Origin of the sequence: Roseateles violae (genome assembly GCF_030410485.1) — a bacterium.
GTDB lineage: Bacteria > Pseudomonadota > Gammaproteobacteria > Burkholderiales > Burkholderiaceae_C > Roseateles_D > Roseateles_D violae.
Map to the genome: position 1 here is coordinate 557,687 of NZ_JAUHHC010000003.1, position 24,003 is coordinate 581,689.

Sequence of the window (24,003 nt, forward strand, 5' to 3'; positions counted from 1 at the left end):
GGCGGCGACTGGCCAAGCCATCTTGCCCAGAAGCGCGCGAGGCGGCGCAACAGGCTGTAAGAAGTCCGCGGTCGGGGACAATGGCGGCCGGCATTAGCGACGAACAAGCGAGCAGATAAGACGATGGCCATCCACTGGTTCCCCGGGCATATGAATTCGACCCGGAATGCGATCAACGATCGGATGAAGGCCGGGCTTGACGTCGTCATCGAGCTGCTCGATGCGCGGCTGCCCGGCTCCAGCGCCAATCCGCTGCTGGCCAAGCTGACCGCCGGCAAGCCGAACCTGAAGCTGCTGAACAAGCAGGACCTGGCCGACCCGGCGCGCACCGCCCAGTGGCTGGCGCATTACAACGCGCTGCCCGCCACCCGCGCGATCGGCCTGGACGCGAGCGTCGTGGCCCCGGCCAAGGCGCTGATCGCCGCCTGCCGCGAGCTGGTGCCCAACCGCGGCGGCATGGCCAAGCCGGTGCGGGTGCTGATCTGCGGCATCCCCAACGTCGGCAAGTCCACGCTGATCAACACGATCTCGGGCCGGCGCGCCACCAAGACCGGCGACGAGCCCGGCATCACCAAGCTCGAGCAGAAGATCGTGCTGGAGAACGACTTCTATCTGTTCGACACGCCGGGCATGCTGTGGCCGCGCATCAGCGTCGAGCAAAGCGGCTACAACCTGGCCGCCAGCGGCGCGATCGGCCGCAATGCCTTCGACGAGGAGGAGGTCGCGCTGGAGCTGCTGGCCTATCTGCGCCGGCACTATGCCGAGTTGCTCGAGCAGCGCTACAAGCTCGGCGAGGTGGCGGCACTCAGCGACGAGGAGGTGCTGGCCGCCATCGGCCGCAAGCGGGGCGCCGTGATCAGCGGCGGCCGCATCAATATGCAGAAGGCCGCCGAGGTGCTGGTCTACGAATTCCGCCAGGCGGTGCTGGGTCGCATCACGCTGGAAACGCCCGAGGAGTTCGCCGCCTGGCAGGCGGCCGCCGACGAGGCCGAGGCGCAGCGCAAGGCGGCGGCGCTGGCGAAAAAGGGCAAGCAGCGCCCGCAGCGCGGCTAGCGGCCCGGTCGCGCATGGCCCCCAAAGGAGGGCGAGCGGGCGCCAAATCCGTCACGCCGGCCCGCGGCGGCCGGGCCCGCGGTGGCCGTGGCGGCCTTAGTCTATCGGTGTAAGCAGTTATGCATCGTTTTCCGCCGGCCGCATCTTGTCGCTCCCTGCCCGTCTTCTAAGCTGCCGCCGATTTCAGTCCTGGCCTCTGCGCGCGCCGGGTCTGCTGGGCCTGCTCCTCTTGCTGCTGCTGGGCCGCCCGGCCCAGGCCGGCGGCCCGCTGCCGCTGCTGATCGAGTACCGCGACAAGCCGCCCTACTCCTACACCGAGCACGGCCAGCCGGCCGGCCTGCTGATCGACAAGACGCAGGCGATCTGCAAGCGGGCGGGCCTGGCCTGCCGCTTCAGCGAGGTGCCGCTGAAGCGCATCCTGCAGAACCTGCAGGGCGATGAGCGGCCGCTGTGCTCGCCCGGCTGGTACAAGCTGCCCGAGCGCGAGGCCTATGCGCGCTTCTCGGCGGCCATGCACCAGGACCGCCCGCATCTGGTGCTGGCCGCGGCCGGCGCGGCGCCCGCGGTGCGCGCCCATGCCCAGATCGCTTCGCTGGTGCGCGACGAGCGGCTGCTGCTGGGCGTCGTCGATGGCGTTTCCTACGGCCCCGAGCTGGACCGCACCATTGCCCAGATGGCGCGCCCGCCGCTGCGCGCCACCGTCACCGCGCTGCAACTGAGCAAGATGCTGGGCGCCGAGCGCGCCGACTATATGTTCATCGACCAGGAAGACCTGGACTATCTGAACCGGCATGGCGAGATCAGCGCGCGCGGCGTGCGGGCGATCAAGTTCCCCGACGCGCCGCCCGGCCTGTTCCGCTATTTCATGTGCAGCAAGCGCGTGGACAAGGCGGTGCTGGCCCGGCTCGACGAGGCGATCCGGCGCCTGGGCTACGACGGCTCGCGCTAAGCAAATAAATCGGGCGGCGATTTAAGTCCGGGGCCGCGGCGGTCGCCCTAGTCCCGGGTCATGCCCGAAGCACGCACCCAGATCAAGCGCGGCGGAATCAATCGCGCCGGCCTGCGCCATGCCGGCGCGCCGGCGCCGGTTCGGCCCGAGCCGCCGCGTCCGGCACCGCCGGCGCCACCGCCACCGCCCGGCCTCGCCGCCGAGCTGGCCAGGACAACGCTGCAGGTGATCGCCGTCAGCGCCGGCCTGCTGCTGGCCGGCGCGCTGGTGCTGCTCGTGCGCGACAGCATGGCCGTCGGCGCGCATCTGGCCGAGGCCAAGAACGAGCGCACCACCCTGGTCTGCCAGAACGGCCGCATGACGCATGGCGACGGCTCGCTCTATGACCGGCTGTTCGCGCGCTCCTACTTCGTCTGCACCGAGTGGCGGACCCTGCAGGCGATCGAGCTGATGGAAAAGCCCCGTTAGGCCAGGCCCAGCAGCGCGCGGGCCTCGGCCGGGCTGGCGATGGCGCGGCCGGCATTCGCGGCGCAGCGCGCCAGCGCCGCGACCAGCGGGCCATTGCCGGCGGCGCGACCGCCGTCGGGCAGATAGAAGGTGTCCTCCAGGCCCGTGCGCAGCATGCCGCCGAGCTCGGCCGTGCGCTGGTGCACCGGCCAGATCTCGGCGCGGCCGATCAAGGTCGTCTGCCAGACGGCGCCGTCGACCAGCCAGCGCGGCAGCAGGGCCAGCAGATCGGCGTCCACCGGCATGCCGGAGGCCACACCCATCACGAAGTTGTACTCGGGCACGCCGCGGAACATGCCGGCCTTCAGGTACATGCCGACCGAGCGCACGATGCCGACATCGAAGCATTCGAACTCCGGATGGGTGCCGGTCTCGGCCATCACGTCGAGAAAGCGCTGCACCTTCTCGACCGGGTTGTCGAAGACCATCGGCGGCCAGGCCCAGCGGCCGTCGTCCCGCAGCTTCAGGTAGTTCAGGCTGCCGGCATTGCAGGCGGCGATCTCGGGCCGCAGGCGCCGTATGCAGGCGGCGGGGCCCTCGATGTCGGGCCCGATCACGCCGGTCGTCAGATTGATGATGACGCCGGGGCAGGCGGCGCGGATCGCGTCCACGACTTCCTCGGCGACCTCCGGGTCCCAGCTGGGCAGATGGCCCAGACCGGCGCCCTGCTGGCGCAGATGCACATGCATCACCGCGGCGCCGGCATTGAAGGCGTCGCGCGCCTCGGTCGCCATCTGCGCCGGCGTGACCGGCACCGGATGCTGCTGCGGATTGGTCAGCACGCCGGTCAGCGCGCAGGTGATGATGGCCTTGTCCATGATCAGGGTTCCAGTTCAAGCAAGAGCGCGCCGGCGGCGACCGCGTCATGCGGGCCGACATGCAGGGCCTTGACCCGGCCGGCGGCACCGGCCGTCAGCCACATCTCCATCTTCATCGCCTCGACGCTGAGCAAGGGCTGACCCTCGGCCACCGTGTCGCCGACCTGCACCAGCAGCTGCGCGACCAGGCCGGCCACCGGCGCGCAGGCGCGCAGCGGGTCGGCCCGGGCTGCCCCTTGCGGATAGGGCGAGGGTTCCTCGAACTCGAACACCGCCGCCTCGGCGGCTATCTGCACGCGGCGGCCGTCGCGCCAGCTGTGCAGCGAGATCTGCCGGCCATCGACGGCAACGCGCTCGGGGCTCAGCAGATCGACGCGATGCGCGTCGATGAAGGCGCTGCGGCCCTCGGTCGCGACCCGCCAGCGGCGGCGCTCGTCGCCCTGCTGCAGGCTCAAGTCGTAGCGGGCGACGCCGGCCGGCCGCCGCTCGGCGACGCCGTCCCCCAGCGCCAGGATCGCGGTGGCGATCAGCCAGTGCTCGTCGCGCGGCCGCGGCCGGGCCGGCTCGCCGCGCTGCGCCCATTCGTCGAGCAGGCCGGTGTGCAGCCGCGCGGCGCCGAAGTCCGGATGCCGCAGCAGATCGCGCAGGAAACGGCCGTTGTGCACCAGGCCCAGCAGCGGCGTCTGCTCCAGCGCGTGCGCCAGGCGCCGGATCGCGTCCTCGCGGTCGCGGCCATGGACGATCAGCTTGGCCAAGAGCGGGTCGTAGAAGGGCGTCACTTCCTCGCCCTCGGCAATGCCGTGGTCGATACGCACACCCGCCGCCGCCTCGGGCCGCCAATGGACGACGCGGCCGGTCTGCGGCTTGAAGCCGTCATACGGATCCTCGGCATAAAGTCGCGCCTCGATCGCATGGCCGTCGAAGCGGATCTGGTCCTGGCGCAGCGGCAGCGGCTCGCCGGCGGCGATGCGCAGCTGCCACTCGACCAGATCGAGGCCGGTGATCGCCTCGGTGACCGGATGCTCGACCTGCAGCCGCGTGTTCATCTCCAAGAAGAAATGGCGGCCCTGCGCATCGACGATGAACTCGACCGTGCCGGCGCCGACATAGCCGACGGCCTGCGCCGCCGCGACCGCATCGCGGCCCATGGCCGCGCGCAGCGCGGCGTCGACGATCGGCGACGGCGCCTCCTCGATCAGCTTCTGGCGGCGGCGCTGGGCCGTGCAGTCGCGCTCGCCCAGATGGATCGCATGGCCCTGCGCATCGGCGAAGACCTGGATCTCGATATGGCGCCCCTGCTCGATCAGTCGCTCCAGCATCAGGCCGCCGTCGCCGAAGGCGTTCTCGGCCTCGCGCCTTGCGCTGGCCAGGGCCGCCGGCAGCTCATCGGCCGCGCGCACCAGACGCATGCCGCGCCCGCCGCCGCCGGCCACCGCCTTGACCAGGAGCGGATAGCCGAGCCGCGTGGCCTCGGCGAACAAGCTCGCCTCGTCCTGCTGTTCGCCCAGATAACCGGGCAGGCTGGGCACGCCGGCCTCCATCATGCGGCGCTTGGCGCGCGCCTTGTCGCCCATCGCCGCGATGGCCTCGGCCGGCGGACCGATGAAGACGACGCCGGCCTCGGCGCAGGCGGCGGCGAAGTCGGCGCGCTCGGACAGGAAGCCGTAGCCGGGGTGGACGGCGTCGGCGCCACTGGCCTGGGCGGCCGCAAGCAGGGCCGCGATATTCAGATAGGACTCGGTGGCCGGCGCCGCGCCGATGCGGACCGCCTCGTCGGCCTGGCGCACATGCAAGGCCTGCGCATCCGCATCGGAGAACACCGCCACCGTTCGATAGCCAAGCCGCCGCGCGCTGCGCATCACGCGGCAGGCGATTTCGCCCCGGTTGGCGATCAGGATCTTTGAGAAGCTCATGTCGTCGGCACCCAGCGCGGCCTGCGCTTCTGCACGAAGGCGTTCACGCCTTCCAGACCTTCCTCACCGAGCACGGCCTCGGCAAACAGCTCGGCGGCCTCCGGGACCATTTCGGAGGCCTCCCGATGCAGCGCCTTCGCCATCAGCCGCTTCGTCGCCGCCACCGCCCGCGGCGCGCATTGCAGGATCTCCCCGAGCACGCGGGCCAGCGCCGCGTCCAGATCGGCGGCCGCGTGCAGCTCATGCACCAGGCCCAGGCTCAGGGCCTGCCGACCATCGAGCCGCCCGCCGCTGACCGCCAGCCGCCGCGCCTGCGAATAGCCCAGGCGCTGGACCAGGAAGGGCGCGATCTGCGCCGGCACGACACCCAGCGAGGTCTCCGGCAGCCGGAAACTGACCGTGTCGGCCGCCAGCGCGACATCGGCCACGCAGGCCAGGCCGAAGCCGCCGCCCATCACCGTGCCCTCCAGCACCGCGACGGTCGCGATGCCGGTGTCGGCAAAGGCACCGCAAAACTCGCCGAAGGCGGCGCTGAGCCTGCGCAGCGCGGCCGCATCGCCGGCGCCGGCCGCCATGTCCTTCAGATCGCCACCCGAGCAGAAATGCCCGCCGGCGCCGCGCAGCACGATCACCCGCACATCGCCGGCCGCCTCGGCCGCCGCCAGCGCGGCACGCAGCTCGGCCACCATCGCGATCGACAGCGCATTGCGCGAATCCGGGCGGTTCAGCGTCAGATGCAGCACGCCTGCATCATCATCACGCCGCTGAAGCACGGCGGGATTCAATGCGAGCCCTTCGGCAAGGTGCCCTCGAGCTTGCAGATGATGCCCAGCATCACCTCGTCGGCGCCGGCACCGATCGAGACCAGGCGGCCGTCGCGGTAGGCCTGACTGATCGGGTTGTCGCGGGTGAAGCCCATGCCGCCCCAGTACTGCAGGCAGCTGTCGGCCACCTCGCGGCTGAGACGCCCGCACTTGAGCTTGGCCATCGAGGCGAGCTTGGTGACGTCCTTGCCGGCCACGTACTGCTCGACCGCGCTATAGGTCAGCGCGCGCAGCGCCTCGACCTCGGTGCGCAGCTCGGCCAGGCGGAAGTGCACGACCTGGTTGTCGAGGATGGACTTGCCGAAGGCCTGGCGCTCGCGCGTGTAGTCAATGGTCAGGTCGATCAGCCGGTCCATATTCTTCAGGGTCGAGGCGGCGCCCCAGAGCCGCTCCTCCTGGAACTGCATCATCTGGAACATGAAGCCCATGCCCTCGGCGCCGATCAGATGGCGCTGCGGCACCCTCACGCCGTCGAAGAAGAGCTGGGCCGTATCCGAGGCGTCCATGCCGATCTTGTGGATCTTCTGCCGGGTGATGCCGGGCGCGTCCATGGGCACGACGATCAGGCTCTTGTTCTTGTGCGGCGAACCGTCGCCGGTGTTGGCCAAGAGGCAGCACCAGTCGGCCTGCAGGCCGTTGGTGATCCACATCTTCGTGCCGTCGATCACATAGTCGCCGCCGTCCTTGCGCGCCGTCGTCTTCACCGCCGCCACGTCGGAGCCGCCGCCCGGCTCGCTGACGCCCAGGCAGCCGACATAGTCGCCGGTGATCGAGGGGGCGAGGAACTCGCGGCGCAGCTCGTCCGAGCCGAAGCGGGCCAGCGCCGGCGTGCACATATCGGTCTGCACCCCGATCGCCATCGGCACGCCGGCGCAGGCGCAAGCGCCCAGCGCCTCGGCCATCACCAGCGAGTAGCTGAAGTCCAGGCCCGCGCCGCCGAATTCCTCCGGGTACTTCAGGCCCAGGAGGCCCAGGTCACCGAGCTTCTTGAAGACCTCGTGCGCGGGGAACTGCTCGGCCTTTTCCCATTCGGGCACGAAGGGGTTCAGCTCCTTCTCGACGAAGCGAGTGACGGTGTCGGCCAGCGCGCGATGCTCGGGCGTGAAGTTCATCTCTGATGTCTCCGTTTTTAAAGTCGGGCCACGCCGAAGCTGTTCGGCCGCAACTGCCGCGCCTCGCTCTCGCGCGCCAGCGCCAGGCACAGGCCCAGGATGCGACGCGTGTCGCGCGGATCGATGACGCCGTCGTCCCACAGCCGGGCGGTGCCGAACAGCACGTTCGATTCGCGATCGATGCGTGATCGCAGCTGATCGCTCATCGCGGCCAGCGCCTCCTCGTTGACCGGCGCGCCCATCCGTTCGAGCTTGCTGCGGTTGACGATGTCCATCACCTTGGCCGCCTGCGCGCCGCCCATCACCGCGGTGCGCGCCGTCGGCCAAGAAAAGATGAAGCGCGGATCGAAGCCGCGGCCGCACATGCCGTAGTTGCCGGCGCCAAACGAGCCGCCCAGGACGATGGTGAACTTGGGCACCCGCGCATTGGCGACCGCCTGGATCATCTTGGACCCATGCTTGATCGCTCCCTGCGCCTCGGCCTCGCGGCCGACCATATAGCCGGTCGTGTTCTGCAGGAACACGAGCGGCGTGCCGCTCTGCTCGCAGAGCTGGATGAACTGCGCCGCCTTGGTCGAGCCCTGCGGCTGGATCGGGCCGTTGTTGCCGATCAGGCCCACGGCATGGCCTTCGATGCGCGCATGGCCGCAGACGGTGTCGGCCGCGTAGCCGGCCTTGAACTCCAGGAAGTCCGAGCCGTCGACGAGGCGGGCGATCACCTCGCGCACGTCATAGGGCTCGCGCTCGTCCTGCGGCACGATGCCCAGCAGTTCCTCGGCATCGAAGAGCGGCGGCGGGCAGGCCGGCGCGGGCGGCGCAAGGTCCCAGGGCAGCTGGTCCAGCAGTTCGCGCGCCAGCGCGATCGCATGGGCATCGTCCTCGGCCAGGTACTCGCCCAGGCCGGTCACCGTCGCATGCAGCTCGGCGCCGCCGAGCTCCTCGTCCGTCGCGTCCTCGCCGATCGCGGCCTTGACCAGCGGCGGGCCGGCCAGATAGATGCTGGAGCGCTTCCTGACCAGCACCACATAGTCGGACAGTCCGGGCAGATAGGCGCCACCGGCCGTCGAGGAGCCGTGGACGACGGCGATCTGCGGAATGCCCATTGCCGAGAGCCGCGCCTGGTTGGCGAACGAGCGCCCGCCCTCGACGAACATCTCGGCCTGGTACATCAGGTTGGCGCCGCCGCTCTCGACCAGATAGATCAGCGGCAACCGGTTCTCGCGCGCGATCTCCTGCATGCGCAAGGCCTTCCTCAGCCCCATCGGCGCGACGGTGCCGCCCTTGATCGCGCTGTCGCTGGCCGAGATCATCACCCGCTTGCCGGCAACGGTGCCGATGCCGACGATAGCCCCGCCGCCCAGCACCGACTTCTTGCCGTCGTCGTCGTGCATGCCCAGACCCGCCAGCGAGGACAGCTCCAGAAAGCCGCTGCCGCGGTCGAGCAGGCGCGCGACTCTTTCCCGCGGCAGCAGCTGGCCGCGCGACTCGAACTTCTCGCGCTTGCTTTCCGACTCGGCGATGACCCGGGCCTCCAGCCCGCGGATCTCGTCCAGGCGCTCGCGCATGCGCTGCGCATTGGCGCGAAAGCCGGCCGAGGCCGGGTTCAGCAGGCTGCCGAGCGCGGTCACCTCAGCACCTCCGGCGTAATCGCGCGATGGAAGCCGTCGAACGGCGCCGTGCCCGGGTGGTCGATGCTCGGAAAGGCCGGGCCGCCCAGCGAGGCGCCGCCATCGATCTGCAGGGTCACGCCGGTGATGAAGGCCGCCGCCGGCGACAGCAGGAAGACGATGGCCGCGCTGATCTCGGCCTCGCTGGCCAGCCGGCGCAGCGGCACATGGTTCTTCAGCTGGCGGATCAGCGGCCGGATCGCCTCGCCATAGCGGTCCATGCCGCTGGACGCGACCCAGCCCGGCGCGACCGCATTGACTCTCACGCCGGCATGCGCCCATTCATAGGCGGCGCTCATGGTCAGATTGCTCATGCCGGCGCGCGCGGCGCCGCTGTGCGCCATGCCCGGCATGCCGTTGCGGAAGTCGGCCGTCATATTGACGATGGCGCCGCCATGGGCCTGCATGCTCTGCGTGAACAGCTCGCGCATCATCAGGAAGCCGCCGGTCAGGTTGTTGGCGACGACCGCCTCGAAGCCGCGCTTGGCGATCGCCTGCAGCGGGCTCGGGTACTGGCCGCCGGCGTTGTTGACCAGGCCGCGGACGGGCCCCAACTCGGCGACGACGGCGGCAACCTGGGCCTTGACCGCCTCCTCGTCGCGAATGTCGAAGGCGCGCCAATTGCAAAGCCCGCCGTCGGCGGCGATCTCGGCGGCCACGGCTTCCAGCTTGTCGGCGCTGCGGCCCGAGATCACGACCCGCGCGCCCAGCGCCGCCAGCTCGTGCGCGACGCAGCGGCCGATGCCGGAACCGCCGCCGGTGACCCAGACCAGCCGCCCGGCGAACAGGCCCGGCGCGAACACCGAACGGTACTGCGGCTGAAGATCCATGGACGACGCTCCTGCATGACCTGTCAGGCGCACAGCTTCCGTTAACGTCAGCTGTCTTTCATATCGGTGAATACCATGAAGCCAGCGGCGACAGCAATCCTTAAGCTCGCCGGCATCCCCAATCACCAGCACGGAGAACAGCGATGGACATGCAGGCGATCACCGAGGCCTTGCGCGGCAAGGTCGGCGAACACAGCGGCCTGGACGCGGTGCTCAAGTTCGATTGCGGCGCCGATGGCGTCGCCGTCATCGACGGCAAGTCCGAGCCCAACACGGTCAGCAACGAGGATCGGGAGGCCGACTGCACGATCGCGATCAGCCGCGAGAACCTGGCCGCGCTCTTGCAAGGCGAGCTGAACCCGATGAACGCCTTCATGATGGGCAAGATCAAGGTCAGCGGCGATATGGGCATCGCGATGAAGCTGCAGCGGGTGGTTTGACGTGAAGCCCCTCGTCCAAGGAGTACCTTGGCCGGTCCCCCGAGGGGACGGCGATGCTTGCGGCCTTGAGCCGCAAGCACATCGCCATGGCGGGCCGGCTTGGGGCGGCCCGGCGCCCGGCCCGAATGCCGACCGTGTCATGCGTGGCGGGTTCCGCGAGTGCACCATGGAAAGCTGAGATGGACAAACGAGCCAAGGCCGCCGCGCTGGAGATGCTGGAATCCAGCACCAGCGCGCCGCTGGAAGGCCTGTTCGGCATCACCGAGCTCTGCGCCGAGTTCGGCATCTCGCCACGCGCGATCCGCTTCTACGAGGACAAGGAGCTGCTGCAGCCGCGCCGCGTCAACGGCGCGCGCGTCTACACGCAACGCGACCGCGCGCGCTTGCAGATCATCCTGCGCGCCAAGGCGATCGGCTCGACCCTGGCCGAGATCAAGCATTACCTCGATCTCTACGGCGCCCATGGCGAGGGCCGCACCCGCCAGCTGCAATGGACCTTGGAGCGCACCGACGCTGCGATCGCCGAGCTGGAGCTCAAGCGCGCCCATATCGACGCGACCCTGGCCGAGCTGCGCCTGGTCAATGAATCGGTGCGCCAGCAGCTGGCCGCCCAGGAGAAATGACGATGACCCTGCCCCTCTTTCCGTCGAACTGGCTCGGCGACGAACACCGGATACTGCAGGACGCAGTGGCGCGCTTCTTCAGGGAGCGCTGGGTGCCGCGCGCGGCCGAATGGCGCGAGGCCGGCATGATGGGCCGCGACAGCTGGCTGGAAGCCGGCGCCCAGGGCCTGCTCTGCGCGGCCGTGCCCGAGCAGTACGGCGGCGGCGGCGGCGATTTCGGTCATGACGCGGTGATCCTGCTGGAGCAGGCCAAGGCCAATCTGAGCGGCTTCGGCGGCGGCCTGCATTCGGCCATCGTCGCGCCCTACATCCTGCATTACGGCAACGAGGAGCAAAAAGCACGCTGGCTGCCGCGCATGGCCCGCGGCGAGCTGGTCGGCGCGATCGCGATGACCGAGCCGGGCACCGGCTCCGATCTGCAGGCGATACGCACCAGCGCCCGCCGCGATGGAGACGACTACCTTCTGTCCGGCCAGAAGGTCTTCATCACCAATGGCCAGAACGCCAACCTGGTCATCGTCGTCTGCAAGACCGACAAGGAGCAGGCGGGCGCCAAGGGCATCTCGCTGATCGTCGCCGAGGTCGAGAACGACGACGGCTCGCTGCGGCCCGGCTACCGCCGCGGCCGCAATCTGGACAAGATCGGCATGAAGGCGCAGGACACGTCCGAACTCTTCTTCGACGAGCTGCGGGTGCCGGTCGCCAATCTGCTCGGCGGCGAGGCTGGCAAGGAAGGCCAGGGCTTCTTCCAGCTGATGCAGGAGCTGCCGCAGGAGCGGCTGATCATCGCGATCAGCGCGGTCGGCGCGATCGAGCGGGCGCTCACCGAGACGCTCGCCTATGTGAAGGAGCGCCAGGCCTTCGGCAAGCCGGTCTGGGATTTCCAGAACACCCGCTTCAAGCTGGCCGAGGTGCAGAGCCAGCTGCTGGCCGCCCGCGCCCTGGTCGACGCCTGCATGGACGCGCACCTGAGGGGTGAGCTGGATGCCCCCCGCGCCGCGCTGGCCAAGGCCTTCTGTACCGACCTCGCCTGCAAGGTGATGGACGAATGCCTGCAGCTGTTCGGGGGCTATGGCTACATGATGGAATACCCGATCGCCGAGCTCTATGCCGACGCCCGCGTCGCCCGCATCTATGGCGGCACCAACGAGATCATGAAGGAACTGGCCGCGCGCTTCATGTGAGCGGGACCATGACAACGGAGACAAGAAGAAGATGAACCTGAACGAACCCGTCATCCGCGGTGCCTTGGAATCGACGCTGGACCTGCAGCGCAAAGCCTATCTGGCCCACCCGGTCCCCAGCCTGGCCGAGCGCCGGGCCGATCTGCGCACCCTGCAGCGCTTCGTGCGCGATCACAAGGAGGCGCTGTGCGCGGCGATCAGTGCCGACTACGGCCACCGCTCGACGCACGAGACCCTGCTGGGCGAGGTCTTCCCGGTGCTGGACGGCATCGACCATGTGATCAAGCAGCTGCGCCGCTGGATGCGGCCGCAGCGGCGCTCGGTCGACCTGCGCAACTTCTTCGGCGCGCGCAACCGCGTGATCCCGCAGCCGCTGGGCGTCGTCGGCGTGATCGTGCCCTGGAACTTCCCGCTCAATCTGAGCCTGGTGCCGCTGAGCTATATCTTCGCCGCCGGCAACCGCGCGATGGTCAAGATGAGCGAGAACTCGCGCCATCTGGCCGCGCTCTTGATCGAGAAGATGCCGGCCTATTTCCCGCCGGAGAAGCTGCAGTTCTTCGACGAGACGGGCGGCGTCGGCATCGAGTTCTCCAAGCTGCCCTTCGACCACCTGCTGTTCACCGGCTCGGGCCAGACCGGCCGCGCGGTGATGGCCGCCGCGGCGGCGAATCTGTGCCCGGTGACCCTGGAGCTGGGCGGCAAGGCGCCGGCCATCGTCTGCGAGGACTTCCCGCTGCGCACCGCGGCCGAGCGCATCCTCTTCGTCAAATGCCTGAACGCCGGCCAGATCTGCACGACGGTCGACCATGCCTGGCTGCCGCAAGCCAAGATCGCCGAATTTGTCCAGCTGGCCAAGGAGATCGTGCCGCAGCGCTACCCGTCGCTGGCATCAAAGGACTACACCTCCATCATCGACCAGCGCTCGTTTGAGCGCCTGCTGGCCGCGCTGGACGATGCGCGCGAGCGCGGCGCGCGGCTGATCCCGCTGCTGGATGGACCGGCCTTCGATGCCGCCACGCGCAAGATCGCGCCGCACATCGTGCTCGACGCGCCGGCGGACAGCATCCTGATGCAGCGCGAGATCTTCGGCCCCATCCTGCCGCTGCGCGGCTATACCGAGCTGCGAACCGCCGTCGACGCGATCAATGCCGGCCCGCGGCCCTTGGCGATCTATCCCTTCAGCCACGATGGCGCCCAGGTCCAGCACCTGCTGGACCATGTGATGTCGGGCGGCGTGTCGGTCAACGACGCGCTCTTCCATGTCGGCCAGCACGACCTGCCCTTCGGCGGCGTCGGCGCCTCGGGCATGGGGCATTACCACGGCCGCGAGGGCTTCGAGACCTTCTCCAAGCTGCGGCCGGTGTTCTACCAGGCGCGCTTCTCGGCGCTGAAGTTCATGGCCCCGCCCTATGGCCGCTTCGCCAATGCGCTGCTGGGCTTCATGACCAAGTAGGACCGGAGATCCGCATGAAAGACGCCTACATCTACGACCATGTGCGCACGCCGCGCGGCAAGGGCAAGAAGGACGGTGGCCTGCACCAGGCCAGCCCGGTCTGGCTCTTGCGCACGCTCTTGCGTGAGATGCAGCGGCGGCAAGACCTCGATACCGCGCTGGTCGACGATGTGGTGCTCGGCTGCGTGACCCCGGTCGGCGAACAGGGCGCCGACATCGCGCGCACCGCCGTGCTCGATGCCGGCTGGGCAGAAACGGTCGGCGGCGTCACGCAGTCGCGCTTCTGCGCCTCGGGCCTGGAGTCGGTCAATCTGGCCGCCGCCAAGGTCGCCAGCGGCTTCGAGCAACTGGTCGTCGCGGGCGGTGTCGAGAGCATGAGCCGCTGGCCCATGGGCAGCGACGGCGGCGCCTGGTTCATGGACCCGCGCGTCAACCAGGCGCTGGGCTTCATCCCGCAGGGCATCAGCGCCGATCTGATCGCCACCCTGGAGGGCTGGGGTCGCGCCGATGTCGATGCCTATGCCAGCGAGTCGCACCGCCGCGCCGCCGCCGCGCGCGAGCAGGGCTTCTTCAGCAAGGCCATCGTGCCTATCCACGACATCGCCGGCCTGCCGCTCTTGGCGCAGGACGAGACGATCCGGCCCGGCACCACACCGGAAACCCTGGCCAAGCTGGAACCGAGCTTCGCGATGATGGGTCAGATGGGCTTCGACGCGACCGCGCTGCGCAAGTACACGACGATCGAGCGGGTGAACCATGTCCATCATGCCGGCAACTCGTCCGGCATCGTCGACGGCGCGGCGCTGATGCTGATCGGCAATCGGGCCGGTGGCGCGGCGGCGGGATTGAAGCCCCGCGCGCGTATCCGTGCGGCGGCGGTGATCGGCTCCGAACCGACCATCATGCTGACCGGCCCGACGCCGGCCTGCCGCAAGGCGCTGAAGCAGGCCGGCATGGAGGCCAAGGACATCGAGCTCTGGGAGATCAACGAGGCCTTTGCCGTCGTGCCGATGAAGACGGCGCGCGATCTGGGCGTCTCGCTCGACAAGGTCAACGTCAACGGCGGTGCGATCGCGCTGGGCCATCCGCTGGGCGCCACCGGCTGCATCATCCTCGGCACCCTGCTGGACGAGCTGGAACGCCGCGACCTGAGCACCGGCTGCGCGACCTTGTGCGTCGGCGGCGGCATGGGCATCGCCACCATCATCGAAAGAGTCTGAGCATGAACGCCTTGCAAATCGACAAGGGCGAGGACGGCATCGTCGTCGCGACGATGGACCTGCCCGGCCATTCGATGAACATCCTGAACGAGACGCTGGCCGCGCCGCTGCGCGGCCTGGCCGATCTGCTCGAACAGGACGCCTCGGTCAAGGGCCTGATCCTGCGCTCGGGCAAGAAGGACTTCCTGGCCGGCGCCGACATCGACCGGCTGCGCGCGCTGAAGACGGCGCAGGAAGCCTTCGACGCCTCGATGGAGCTGAAGCGCTTCATCCGCCGCTTCGAGCGCTGCGGCAAGCCGGTCGTCGCCATCCTGAACGGCCAGTGCAAGGGCGGCGGGCTGGAGATCGCGATGGGCTGCCACCGGCGCATCGTCGTCGACGACGGTCGGGCACGTCTCGGCCTGCCCGAGGTCAAGCTGGGCCTGCTGCCCGGCGGCGGTGGCACGCAGCGCATGCCGCGCCTGGTCGGCATGCAGCAGGCCTTGCAATGGATGGGCGAGGGCTCGGACATCAAGGCCGCGCAGGCACTGGCCAGCGGCCTGGTCAACGAACTGGCGGCCAGCGCCGACGAAGCGCTGCTGAAGGCGCGCGCCTGGATCGCGGCGAACCCCAAGCCGGTCCAGCCCTGGGATGCGCCGAAGTTCCGCTATCCCGGCGGCGATTCGCGCTCGCCGGCCGTGGCGCAGCTGTTCTCGATCGGCCCCTCGATGGCGGCCGCCAAGAGCTGGGGCAATTACCCGGCGCTGACCCACATCATGAGCAGCGTGTTCGAGGGCGGGCTGACCGATTTCGACCGCGCGCTGGAGATCGAGTCGCGCTACTTTGCCGCCTGCGCAATCAGCCCCGAATCGAGGAACCTGATCGGCACGCTTTGGTACCAGCTGAATGGGATCAAGAAGGGCGCCTCGCGTCCCGCCGGCCAGCCGCAAAGCAAGGTGAAGAAGCTGGGCATCCTCGGCGCCGGCATGATGGGCGCGGGCATCGCCCATGTCTCGGCCAAGGCCGGCATCGAGGTGGTGCTGCTCGACACGACGCAGGAGGCGGCCGACAAGGGCAAGCGCTACACGCAGGACATCCTCGACAAGGCGCTCAAGAAGGGCCGCACGACGGCAGACAAGCGCGACGCGCTGCTGGCGCTGATCACGCCGACGACGAACTATGACGATCTGGCCGGTTGCGATCTGCTGATCGAGGCGGTGTTCGAGGATCGTGCCGTCAAGGCCGAGGTGACCAAAAAGGCCGAAGCGGTGCTGGCAAACGGCGCCGTCTTCGCCTCGAACACCTCGACGCTCCCCATCACCGGCCTGGCCCAGGCTTCGCAGCGACCGGCCAATTTCATCGGCCTGCACTTCTTCTCGCCGGTCGACAAGATGCCGCTGGTCGAGATCATCGTCGGCAAGGAGACTTCGGACGAGACGCTGGCGCGCGGCTTCGACTATGTCTTGCAGATCGGCAAGACGCCGATCGTCGTCAACGATTCGCGCGGCTTCTACACCAGCCGCGTGTTCGGGACCTATGTGATGGAGGGTCTCGCGCTGCTGCAGGAGGGCGTGCACCCACGCGCCATCGAGGTCGCCGGTCTGCAGGCCGGCATGCCGATGCCGCCGCTGGCGCTGCAGGACGAGGTCTCCTTGAGCCTGGGTGTGCATGTGGCCGAGCAGACGCGCAAGGACCTGGAAGCCGAGGGCAAGGCCTACACCGGCCATCCGGGCGAGCCGGTGCTGCGCCAGCTCTGCGAGATCGGCCGCGTCGGCAAGAAGGCCGGCAAGGGCTTTTACGACTGGGCCGATGGCGGCAAGACCTTGTGGCCGGAGCTTGGCACGCTCTATCCGCTGGCCGCTGAGCAGCCTGCACAGCGCGAGCTGATCGACCGCCTGATGTTCGCCCAGGCCAATGAGGCCGCGCGCTGCCTGCAGGAGGGCGTCTTGCGCTCGGTCGCCGACGCGAACATCGGCAGCATCTTCGGCTGGGGCTTCGCGCCCTTCCAGGGCGGCGCCTTGCAGTTCATCAATAGCTACGGCCTGCCCGAGTTCGTCGCGCGCGCCCGCGAACTGGCCGCCGCCCATGGCGAGCGCTTCGCACCGGCGCAGATCGTCGTCGACATGGCGGCGCGCGGCGAGCGCTTCGCCGAGCAGTAAGCGGCAGCGGCAGCGGCAGCGGCAGGCTACTCGGCCGGGCGGATCAGCAGCAGGTCCTGCGCCGCCCGCTCGTAGGCCCGCGCCAGCCGCAGCAGCGCGGCCTCGCCGCGCGGTTTTCCGATCAGCTGCAGGCCCATCGGCAGGCCGCCGGGGCCGAAGCCGACCGGCACGCTGATTGCTGGCAGGCCGGCGAAGGTGGCGTAGATGACGACCTCCATCCAGCGGTGGTAGCTGTCCATCGCGCGGCCGGCGATCTGCGCGGGCCAGCGCAGGCCGGCGTCGAAGGGCCAGCATTGGGCGGACGGCAGCGCCAGCGCGTCGTGACCTTCCAGCATCGCCAGCATCTGGCGGTAGAACTCGCTGCGCTGCGCGCTGGCGGCCAGCAGCTGCGCGGCGCTCAGGCTCGCCGCGCCGTCGTGCTCCCACAGCGCCTCGGGCTTGATGCGCGCGCGGTTCTCGGGCCTGGCCTGCAGGAAGGGAGCGATCCGCGCGGCGACCAGCGTGTGGCGCCAGACCAACCAGGCCTGCCAGACCGCCTCGGGCGCGAAGCCGGGCCGCAGCGCCTCGACCACGCAGCCGCAATCGGCCTGCAGGCGCGCCAGCGCCTGCTCGCACAGCGGCAGGATGCCCGGCTCGATCGCCAGATAGCCGTTCAGATCGCCGAGCCAGCCGATGCGGGCGCCGCCCTCGAAGCCTTCGAGTCCGGCGACGAAATCCTCGGTGCCGTCCAAGGACAGCGGCACGCGCGTATCGGCGCCGGCCTGGATCTGCAGCAGCAGGGCCAGATCGCGCACCGTGCGCGCCATCGGCCCCTCGGTGCCCAGCTGGGCGATCCAGACATCGGCGGCCGGCCAGCTCGGCACCCGGCCCTGGCTGGGCCGCAGGCCGAAGACATGGTTCCAGGCGGCCGGGTTGCGCAGGCTGCCCATGAAGTCGCTGCCGTCGGCGACGGCCAGCATCCGCGTCGCCAGCGCCACCGCCGCGCCGCCACTGCTGCCGCCGGCCGACTTCGCCGGGTCGTAGGCATTGCGGGTGATACCGAAGACCTCGTTGAAGCTGTGTGAGCCCAGGCCGAACTCCGGCGTGTTGCTCTTGCCGATGACGATGGCGCCGGCGGCCTTGATCCGCTGCACCATCAACCCGTCATGCGCCGGCCGCCAGTCGCGCAGCAGCGGCGAGCCCAGGGTCGTCGTCAGGCCGGCCGTCGGCGCCATGTCCTTGATCGCCTGCGGGATGCCATGTAGCCAGCCCATGGTCCGGCCGGCGCGCAGCTGGGCATCGCGCTCGTCGGCCTCGGCCAGCAGCGCGTCCTCGTCGCGCAGGCTGACGATCGCGCTGTGGACCGGGTTCAGGCGCGCAATGCGGGCCAGCGTCGCCTGCATCAGCTCGCGGCAGGACAGGCGCCCCGCGTGGAGCGCCTGCGACAGCGCGTCCGCCGACAGCGCGGTGATCTCCTCGTCCGCGCCGGCCGCCACTGTTCAGCAGCCCTCGATCTGGTGGCCGACGACCTGGCTGCTGCGCTCGTCGATCAGATAGCGGACCACGCAGGAGAAGGTGGCGCCGTCGCTGGTCTTGGTGGACTTCGAGTAGGCCCAGACCAGCTTGCCGTCGGCCTGCCGGCTCTTGCTGGTCGGCAGGCCCAGCTTGCTCTGCAGCTCCTGCGTCTTGGCGCCGTTCCAGCGGTCCAGGCTCTTGTCGAACTCGGCGCGGCGCTGCGCGTCGACATCCACCTGCGGACGCGCCGGCGGTGCCGCCGTCTGCGGCGGCTGCGAGGGCTGCGTCGCGCAGCCGGCCATCAGCAGCAGCGCGGCGGCCAGCATCGTCGAGCAGGGCGCGAGCATCTTCTTCATCGGGCTGTTCAAGATCGGTGGCTCCATCATCATGAGGCTCGCCAAGCCTAGCGCCTGGCGCAGCGGCTGAACAGCGGACTTGTGTCGAATCGCACGCCGGGGCGCCGCCACCCGCTGCCAAATGCGGGAAAATCGCGGCCGTCCACAGGCATAGCCAGAGAGCAAAGAAGTCCCATGAGCGAAGAGCAGAAGAGCCCCGGCCGCCCGGCCATCCCCGACCATCTGTCGGTCGACCCGCGCAGCGCGCATTACGACGCCGCCGTGTTCGAGCACGAGATCGGCATCCGGCTCAATGGCAAGGAGCGCCACGACGTCGAGGAATACTGCATCAGCGAAGGCTGGGTCAAGGTGCCGGCCGGCAAGACGCGCGACCGCAAGGGCAATCCGCTGCTGATCAAGATCAAGGGCCAGGTCGAGGCCTTCTACCGCGACGGTGGCGCCGCATGAAGACGAGCTACATCCTCGGCGCCATCCTGGCCTGCAGCGCCAGCGGCGCGCTGATCGGCGACCGCGCCGCCAAGACCTGCTTCCTCGTGCTGTCCGGCGTGCTGTCCATCTACGGACTGGCCCGGCTGCTGGGCTAGGCAATCCGGGACACAAGAGCGCTCGCGCGCCGTGGGCGCTGCCCAGCCCCCGTCAGATGACGCTTGCTTCCTCCGCGCGGCTGGATCCGCAGCAGGCCCGGCGCCATGCCCGGCTGGGCGGCCTGCTGTATCTGGCCATCATTGGCCTCGGTCTGTTCGGCGAAGTCGCGGTCCGCGGCGCGCTGGTGCTGCCGGGCGATGCGGCCGCAACGGCGTCGAACATCGCCGCTTCGCCGCTGCTGTGGCGCGCCGGCATTGCCGGCGACCTGCTGATGCAGCTGCTCGACCTGCCGGTGATGCTGCTGCTCTACCTGCTGCTGAAGCCGGTCCATGCGCGGCTGGCCCTGCTGGCGACCGGCGTCAACCTGATTCAGACCGCCGTGCTGGCGGTCAACAAGCTGAACCTGCTGCTGCCGCTGCTGCTGCTTGATCGCGCCGGCGCTTCGGCGCTGAGCGGCTTCTCGGCCGAGCAGGCACAGGCCCTCGCCGCCCTGGCGATCCGTCTGCATGGTTACGGCTTCGGCCTGGGCCTGCTCTTCTTCGGGCTCGCCTGCCTGCTGCGTGCCCCGCTGCTCTGGCGGGCCGCCTATCTGCCCCGCTTGCTCGGCCCGCTGATGGCGGCCGCCGGGCTGGCCTATCTGATCAACAGCGCGGCACTGCTGCTGGCGCCGGCGCTTGCCGACGCCCTCTTCCCGGCCATCCTGGCGCCGGCCTTCGTCGGTGAGCTCGCGCTGGCGCTGTGGCTGCTGATCAAGGGCGTGGATCGCGATCGCTGGGCCGAAGCGCGGCCCTAACCCGCTCGGCCAGCCGCCTCGCCGCGCGTCAGCCGGGCCAGCACGGCCATCCCCAGCAGCAGCACGCCCGCGGTCAGCCACAGCGTGCCGTGATAGCTGCCGCTGGCATGCACCATCATGCCGGCCAGGGCCGGCGCGCCGATCTGGGCAACGCCATAGCCCAGGGTCAACCGCGCCATCGCCTTGCCCGGATTGCCGGGCGAGCGGCGGCCGACCAGGGCCAAGGTCAGGCTGACGATGCCGATCGCCGTCGCGCCATAGAGCAAGGCGCCCAGCAGCGCCGCGGCCAGGCCGCCGGACAGCGCCGGCAGCAGCACACCGATCGCCTGCAGGCCGAAGGCGAGGATCAGGGCCGGCAATTCGCCGATCAGCCGCGCAACGCGGTCCCAGACGAAGACGGCCGGGCAGGCGGCCAGGCCGACCAGCAGCCAGGCCCAGGGCCCCTGGCCGGCCAGCAGCGGCTGGCGCTCGACGATGGCGACGGTGAAGGTCGCGTTGATGACAAAGCCCCAGCCGGCGCAGAAATAGGCGGCCGTCATCAGCGCCATCCAGCGCCGGCTCGTCGTCGCTGTCGCCGCGGTCGCCGGGCCGGCAGCAAGGACCGGCGCCGGCGGCCGCCAGGCCCAGGCCGGCAGCAGAAAGATCAGGCCCAGCAGCGCGAAGCCCTGCCATTGCTGCGCCCAGCCCAGCGCGGCGGCCGACATCGCCATCGCACCCAGCGCCGACACGACGATGCCCAGGCCGATGCCGATGAAATGCAGGCCCAGCTCGGGCCGCCGGCCGGCCTGGACCAGCCAGCTCAACACCAGGCCCGATCCCAGCAGCATGCCGGCCGCGCCGCAGAGGCCACCCAGATAGCGCGACAAGGCCCAAAGCCAGAGGCTGTCACTGGCCCCCATCAGCCAGGTGACCGGCAGCGTGAGCGCGAGGCCCAGGCTGTAGAACCGGTGGCGCAGCGCCGGTGCATCGAGCCAGGCGGCCAGCAGCGCGCCGCTCATATAGCCGGCGTAATTGATCGCGGCCAACCAGCCGCCGGCCGCGTCCGACAGCCTGGCCTGCGCCTGCATCTGCGGCAGCAGCGGTGTGTAGGCGAAACGGGCCAGGCCGATGGTCAGCACCAGCGCGCAGATGCCGCCGACGATGACCTGCCAGGCCTGCAAGCGGCTGTCGCTCGGGCGCGCAGCGTCGATATCCATGCAGCGAGGGTAAGCGATGCCCTTGTTTTCCGCTGTCGCGCAGGCATCTAGCGAAGATGGATCAAGCGCTGCCCATGCTCCTCACCGTCGCCCTGGCCCTCGGGCTGGTCGCCTGGCTGATCGCCCTGCCGGCGCTGACCCGACGCCGCCGTGCGCGCATCGCACGCCAACCCTTCCCCGCGCCCTGGCGCCGCATTCTGCGCCGGCGCGTGCCACTGGTGCAGCGCTTGCCGGCCGATCTGCAACTGCGGCTGAAGGGCCTGATGCAGGTCTTCCTGGCCGAGAAGCCCATCATCGGCTGCGCCGGCCTCGAGGTCAGCGAGGAGATGCGGGTAACGATCGCCGCCCAGGCCTGCCTGCCGCTGCTGGGCGCCACGCGCGGCTTCTATCCGGAGCTGAAGCAGGTGCTGCTCTACCCCGGCGCCTTCGTCGTCGACCGGCCGGCGCCCGGCCCCGGCGGCGTGCAGATGGAGCAGCGCCGCGCGCTGGCCGGAGAAAGCTGGGTGCAGGGCCAGGTCTTGCTCTCCTGGCAGGATGTCCTGGCGGGCGCGGCCGACCCGGCGGACGGCAGCAATGTCGTCATCCATGAGTTCGCCCACCAGCTGGACCAGGCCAAGGGCTTCGCCAACGGCGCGCCGCTGCTGGCCAACGCCCAGGCCTACCAGCGCTGGTCGCGGGTGATGCAGCAGGAATATGACGCGCTGCGCGGCCGCGTCGCGCGCGGCGAGACCGGCCTGCTGGACGCCTATGGCGCGACCGACCCGGCCGAGTTCTTCGCCGTCGCGAGCGAGGTCTTGTTCGAGCAGCCGCAGAGGCTGTCCGTCGAGCATCCGGCCCTCTATGCCGAGTTGCGCGGCTACTACCGGATCGATCCGCTCAGCTGGTACTGAGCGGGCCGATGCGGGCCGTACGTCCCGTCGCCGCCCCCTCAATCGCGGGGGACTTGCTTGATCAGGCCGCCGCTCCGGCCCACACTCGCCGCAGCGAACGATGCCGCGCGGCCGTCGCTCGCCAGCCCCGCTCCTCCGCGTCACGGGAGTCATTGCGATGATGAAACAAGCGCTTCTCATCTCCCTGCTTGCCACGATGGGCGCCGGCGCGATGGCGGCACCGCTGACCGACAACTTCGATTTCCCGCAGGCGATTGCGCAGGACTATTCGAACGGCACGGCATCCTTCTCGGCGACAGCATCGAGCTTCGATGCATCGATCATCGGCGGCCAGCGCGAGATCTATGTGAACGCCGCGACCGGCGCCGATGCGCTCAACGGCACGCGGGCCGGCGTCTCGTCCTCCAGGTTCTCATTCGCCAACGACGCCGGCGTCGCCGGCTTTGGCATCTTGCGATGGGACGGGAGCAGCGTCATGGGCTTCAACCCGGCGCAGGCCGACTTCGGCATCGATCGAACCGGCTTTGCGGGCGTCAACTTTGCGGCCGTGGCCGACAGTCTCAAGCTGACCTTCCATCGTTCGGACGCCGCCTACCCGTTCACCTTGCAGTTCTTCTCCGGCGCGAACGACTGGACCAGCTTCACCTTCTCCGCGATTCCGGTATGCGCCGCGGCCGACGCCAGCTGCCTGTCCCAGTCCGGCGCCGTGACGGGCCCGACCGACTTCTACTTCAACTTCGCGCTGATGAATCTGCTCGGCACAAAATCGGGCGCCGGCGCCAATTTCGCCAACATCACGGCCTTGCAGGCGATCTTCAACTTCAATGTCGCGACCGGCAGCGTGGGCAGCGCCGAAGGCGTCGACTTCGCGATGGATTTCCAGACCGTTGTCCCTGCCCAGGTTCCAGAGCCCGGAACGATGACGATGGCCCTCCTCGGTGCGGCCGGCCTCTTGCTCGCATGGCGCCGTCGCGCCGGCCAATAAGCCCCTGCTCGGGCCGGCTGAGCACCGGCCCTCGCCGCGCGCCGCCGCTCAGCGGACCGCGGGTGCAGCACCGGGCGCCCGGTTCGCTCATGGCGGGGAAGATTCGCGCGATCAACTCCTCGGTATAGGCCGGCACATTGGACCCGAAGAGTGCCGACGCCGATGAAGTGATGCAGCGGCTCTAGCCAGCGCCGACGTCTTCGTGCCAAACCTGCATCCATCCGCAGCAGATCGCCGCGGTGCATGCGAGACCGGCCGCTCGTGCTGCGAGCGTGGCGTCCGCTGGAGATGAATTCGCAGGCTGTTGAAAAACGTAGGGAGGACGGCCTCTCTTAAACAAGCTGCCTAGAAGCCCAGCGAGGCCAGCAGGTCATCGACGTCGTCCTGCTTCAAGGCCTTGTCCGGCGTCTGCACGCCCTGCAGCTGCCCGCTCCCGGCGCTCGTCGCGGCCGGCGTGGTGCCGACCAGTTCCTGCAGCGGCGCCTCGGCCTGCTGCAGCAGCTTGATTACCTTGTTGATCACCTGGCCCGACAGGTCCTGGAAGTCCTGCGCCATCATGATCTCGCCGTGCAGCGCCTTCTCGCGCTCGGCAAAGCTGGCGGCGGTGGCGGCATAGGCGGCGCACAGCTTCAAGAGCGAACGCGCGCGCTCCAGGCTCAGCTCGGGCGCCAGCGCCTGGCGCTGCAGCATCTCGGACAGATCGCCGCCCTGGCGGCGCACCTGCTCGGCATCGTCGCGCGCGGTCTCGACCAGGCCCAGCACCTTGCTGGCGGCCTGCTCGGTCATGGTGCGCACATAGTCCAGGCGCTCGCAGGCGTCGGGCAGCTGCTGGACCGTCTGTTGCAGGACTTCGGCGGCGGACGACATTTTTTTAGCTCCCTCTGGCGCTGGCCGCTACGTCGGGCGCGGCAAGCGGCCGCATCTTAGCCGCGGCTCCGGTGCCGCCGCCGGGCGCGAGAGCGAGCTTTTTCAC

Annotated in this window: 24 protein-coding genes; 14 read left to right on the top strand and 10 right to left on the bottom strand. The window is 69.6% G+C overall.

Going from position 1 to position 24,003, the window contains the following annotated elements; translation table 11 throughout:
- Window positions 1–123 precede the first annotated feature (123 nt).
- The 3 genes from ylqF to QWJ38_RS12985 all read left to right on the top strand — a co-directional run bounded on the left by ylqF (window position 124) and on the right by QWJ38_RS12985 (window position 2,470).
- Entirely contained in the window at window positions 124–1,053 is a 930-nt protein-coding gene (gene ylqF / locus QWJ38_RS12975) for a ribosome biogenesis GTPase YlqF (RefSeq protein ID WP_290359499.1), read from the top strand.
- A gap of 229 nt (window positions 1,054–1,282) precedes the next feature.
- The gene (locus QWJ38_RS12980) at window positions 1,283–2,002 is read left to right on the top strand and encodes a substrate-binding periplasmic protein (RefSeq protein WP_290359500.1); all 720 of its coding nucleotides are present in this window, start codon (window positions 1,283–1,285) and stop codon (window positions 2,000–2,002) included.
- Between the two features lie 60 nt (window positions 2,003–2,062).
- Window positions 2,063–2,470 carry a hypothetical protein gene (locus tag QWJ38_RS12985; protein WP_290359501.1) on the top strand — a complete coding sequence of 136 codons (408 nt, stop codon included), beginning with the start codon at window positions 2,063–2,065 and terminating at the stop codon, window positions 2,468–2,470.
- Here QWJ38_RS12985 and QWJ38_RS12990 read toward each other — a convergent pair.
- Genes QWJ38_RS12990 through QWJ38_RS13015 form a run of 6 tightly spaced genes read right to left on the bottom strand, consistent with a single transcriptional unit; the run spans window position 2,467 to window position 9,673 of the window.
- Window positions 2,467–3,327 carry a beta-keto acid cleavage family enzyme gene (locus QWJ38_RS12990; RefSeq protein ID WP_290359502.1) on the bottom strand — a complete coding sequence of 287 codons (861 nt, stop codon included), beginning with the start codon at window positions 3,325–3,327 and terminating at the stop codon, window positions 2,467–2,469. The genes QWJ38_RS12985 and QWJ38_RS12990 overlap by 4 nt on opposite strands.
- Before the next feature lie 2 nt (window positions 3,328–3,329).
- Window positions 3,330–5,240: an acetyl/propionyl/methylcrotonyl-CoA carboxylase subunit alpha gene (locus QWJ38_RS12995; RefSeq protein ID WP_290359503.1), complete on the bottom strand. Its 1,911-nt coding sequence runs from the start codon at window positions 5,238–5,240 to the stop codon at window positions 3,330–3,332.
- Entirely contained in the window at window positions 5,237–5,983 is a 747-nt protein-coding gene (locus QWJ38_RS13000; RefSeq protein ID WP_290359504.1) for an enoyl-CoA hydratase/isomerase family protein, read from the bottom strand. Before QWJ38_RS13000 ends, QWJ38_RS12995 begins: the two co-directional genes overlap by 4 nt.
- Window positions 5,984–6,021: 38 nt before the next feature.
- Entirely contained in the window at window positions 6,022–7,176 is a 1,155-nt protein-coding gene (locus QWJ38_RS13005; RefSeq protein ID WP_290359505.1) for an acyl-CoA dehydrogenase family protein, read from the bottom strand.
- Window positions 7,177–7,193: 17 nt separating this feature from the next.
- Complete coding sequence (locus QWJ38_RS13010) at window positions 7,194–8,804, bottom strand: acyl-CoA carboxylase subunit beta (protein WP_290359506.1); 1,611 nt, start codon at window positions 8,802–8,804, stop codon at window positions 7,194–7,196.
- A complete protein-coding gene (locus QWJ38_RS13015) occupies window positions 8,801–9,673 on the bottom strand; it encodes an SDR family oxidoreductase (RefSeq protein WP_290359507.1) in 873 nt (290 codons plus the stop codon). The genes QWJ38_RS13010 and QWJ38_RS13015 overlap by 4 nt, the downstream gene beginning before the upstream one ends.
- 143 nt (window positions 9,674–9,816) lie before the next feature.
- On the opposite strand from QWJ38_RS13015, the gene QWJ38_RS13020 reads away from it, so the two are divergent.
- From QWJ38_RS13020 to QWJ38_RS13045, 6 genes are all read left to right on the top strand, one after another.
- Complete coding sequence (locus QWJ38_RS13020; RefSeq protein ID WP_290359508.1) at window positions 9,817–10,113, top strand: SCP2 sterol-binding domain-containing protein; 297 nt, start codon at window positions 9,817–9,819, stop codon at window positions 10,111–10,113.
- A gap of 179 nt (window positions 10,114–10,292) precedes the next feature.
- Window positions 10,293–10,736, top strand: coding sequence for a MerR family transcriptional regulator (locus tag QWJ38_RS13025; protein ID WP_290359509.1), 444 nt, complete (start codon window positions 10,293–10,295; stop codon window positions 10,734–10,736).
- 2 nt (window positions 10,737–10,738) lie between these two features.
- Window positions 10,739–11,920: an acyl-CoA dehydrogenase family protein gene (locus tag QWJ38_RS13030; protein ID WP_290359510.1), complete on the top strand. Its 1,182-nt coding sequence runs from the start codon at window positions 10,739–10,741 to the stop codon at window positions 11,918–11,920.
- Window positions 11,921–11,951: 31 nt separating this feature from the next.
- On the top strand, window positions 11,952–13,373 hold the full coding sequence (locus tag QWJ38_RS13035) for a coniferyl aldehyde dehydrogenase (RefSeq protein ID WP_290359511.1): 1,422 nt from the start codon (window positions 11,952–11,954) through the stop codon (window positions 13,371–13,373).
- Between the two features lie 14 nt (window positions 13,374–13,387).
- Complete coding sequence (locus QWJ38_RS13040; protein WP_290359512.1) at window positions 13,388–14,593, top strand: acetyl-CoA C-acetyltransferase; 1,206 nt, start codon at window positions 13,388–13,390, stop codon at window positions 14,591–14,593.
- 2 nt (window positions 14,594–14,595) lie between these two features.
- Complete coding sequence (locus tag QWJ38_RS13045; RefSeq protein WP_290359513.1) at window positions 14,596–16,731, top strand: 3-hydroxyacyl-CoA dehydrogenase NAD-binding domain-containing protein; 2,136 nt, start codon at window positions 14,596–14,598, stop codon at window positions 16,729–16,731.
- Window positions 16,732–16,757: 26 nt separating this feature from the next.
- Here the strand turns inward: QWJ38_RS13045 and QWJ38_RS13050 are convergent, their stop codons facing one another.
- Together QWJ38_RS13050 and QWJ38_RS13055 are read right to left on the bottom strand one after the other, a co-directional pair.
- Complete coding sequence (locus QWJ38_RS13050; RefSeq protein WP_290359514.1) at window positions 16,758–18,206, bottom strand: amidase; 1,449 nt, start codon at window positions 18,204–18,206, stop codon at window positions 16,758–16,760.
- Between the two features lie 3 nt (window positions 18,207–18,209).
- Window positions 18,210–18,581 carry a hypothetical protein gene (locus tag QWJ38_RS13055; RefSeq protein WP_290359515.1) on the bottom strand — a complete coding sequence of 124 codons (372 nt, stop codon included), beginning with the start codon at window positions 18,579–18,581 and terminating at the stop codon, window positions 18,210–18,212.
- Between the two features lie 174 nt (window positions 18,582–18,755).
- On the opposite strand from QWJ38_RS13055, the gene QWJ38_RS13060 reads away from it, so the two are divergent.
- Genes QWJ38_RS13060 through QWJ38_RS13070 form a run of 3 tightly spaced genes read left to right on the top strand, consistent with a single transcriptional unit; the run spans window position 18,756 to window position 19,959 of the window.
- Window positions 18,756–19,028, top strand: coding sequence for a DUF3297 family protein (locus QWJ38_RS13060; protein ID WP_290359516.1), 273 nt, complete (start codon window positions 18,756–18,758; stop codon window positions 19,026–19,028).
- Window positions 19,025–19,165, top strand: coding sequence for a hypothetical protein (locus QWJ38_RS13065; protein WP_290359517.1), 141 nt, complete (start codon window positions 19,025–19,027; stop codon window positions 19,163–19,165). The genes QWJ38_RS13060 and QWJ38_RS13065 overlap by 4 nt, the downstream gene beginning before the upstream one ends.
- A gap of 56 nt (window positions 19,166–19,221) precedes the next feature.
- Window positions 19,222–19,959, top strand: coding sequence for a DUF4386 domain-containing protein (locus QWJ38_RS13070; protein ID WP_290359518.1), 738 nt, complete (start codon window positions 19,222–19,224; stop codon window positions 19,957–19,959).
- Here the strand turns inward: QWJ38_RS13070 and QWJ38_RS13075 are convergent.
- Window positions 19,956–21,155, bottom strand: a complete 1,200-nt coding sequence (locus QWJ38_RS13075; protein WP_290359519.1) for a YbfB/YjiJ family MFS transporter — start codon at window positions 21,153–21,155, stop codon at window positions 19,956–19,958. The genes QWJ38_RS13070 and QWJ38_RS13075 overlap by 4 nt on opposite strands.
- Before the next feature lie 74 nt (window positions 21,156–21,229).
- On the opposite strand from QWJ38_RS13075, the gene QWJ38_RS13080 reads away from it, so the two are divergent.
- Window positions 21,230–22,045: a M90 family metallopeptidase gene (locus tag QWJ38_RS13080; protein ID WP_290359520.1), complete on the top strand. Its 816-nt coding sequence runs from the start codon at window positions 21,230–21,232 to the stop codon at window positions 22,043–22,045.
- A gap of 100 nt (window positions 22,046–22,145) precedes the next feature.
- Window positions 22,146–23,030, top strand: a complete 885-nt coding sequence (locus QWJ38_RS13085; protein ID WP_290359521.1) for a PEP-CTERM sorting domain-containing protein — start codon at window positions 22,146–22,148, stop codon at window positions 23,028–23,030.
- A gap of 345 nt (window positions 23,031–23,375) precedes the next feature.
- Here the strand turns inward: QWJ38_RS13085 and QWJ38_RS13090 are convergent, their stop codons facing one another.
- Window positions 23,376–23,897: a protein phosphatase CheZ gene (locus tag QWJ38_RS13090; RefSeq protein WP_290359522.1), complete on the bottom strand. Its 522-nt coding sequence runs from the start codon at window positions 23,895–23,897 to the stop codon at window positions 23,376–23,378.
- Window positions 23,898–24,003 lie beyond the last annotated feature (106 nt).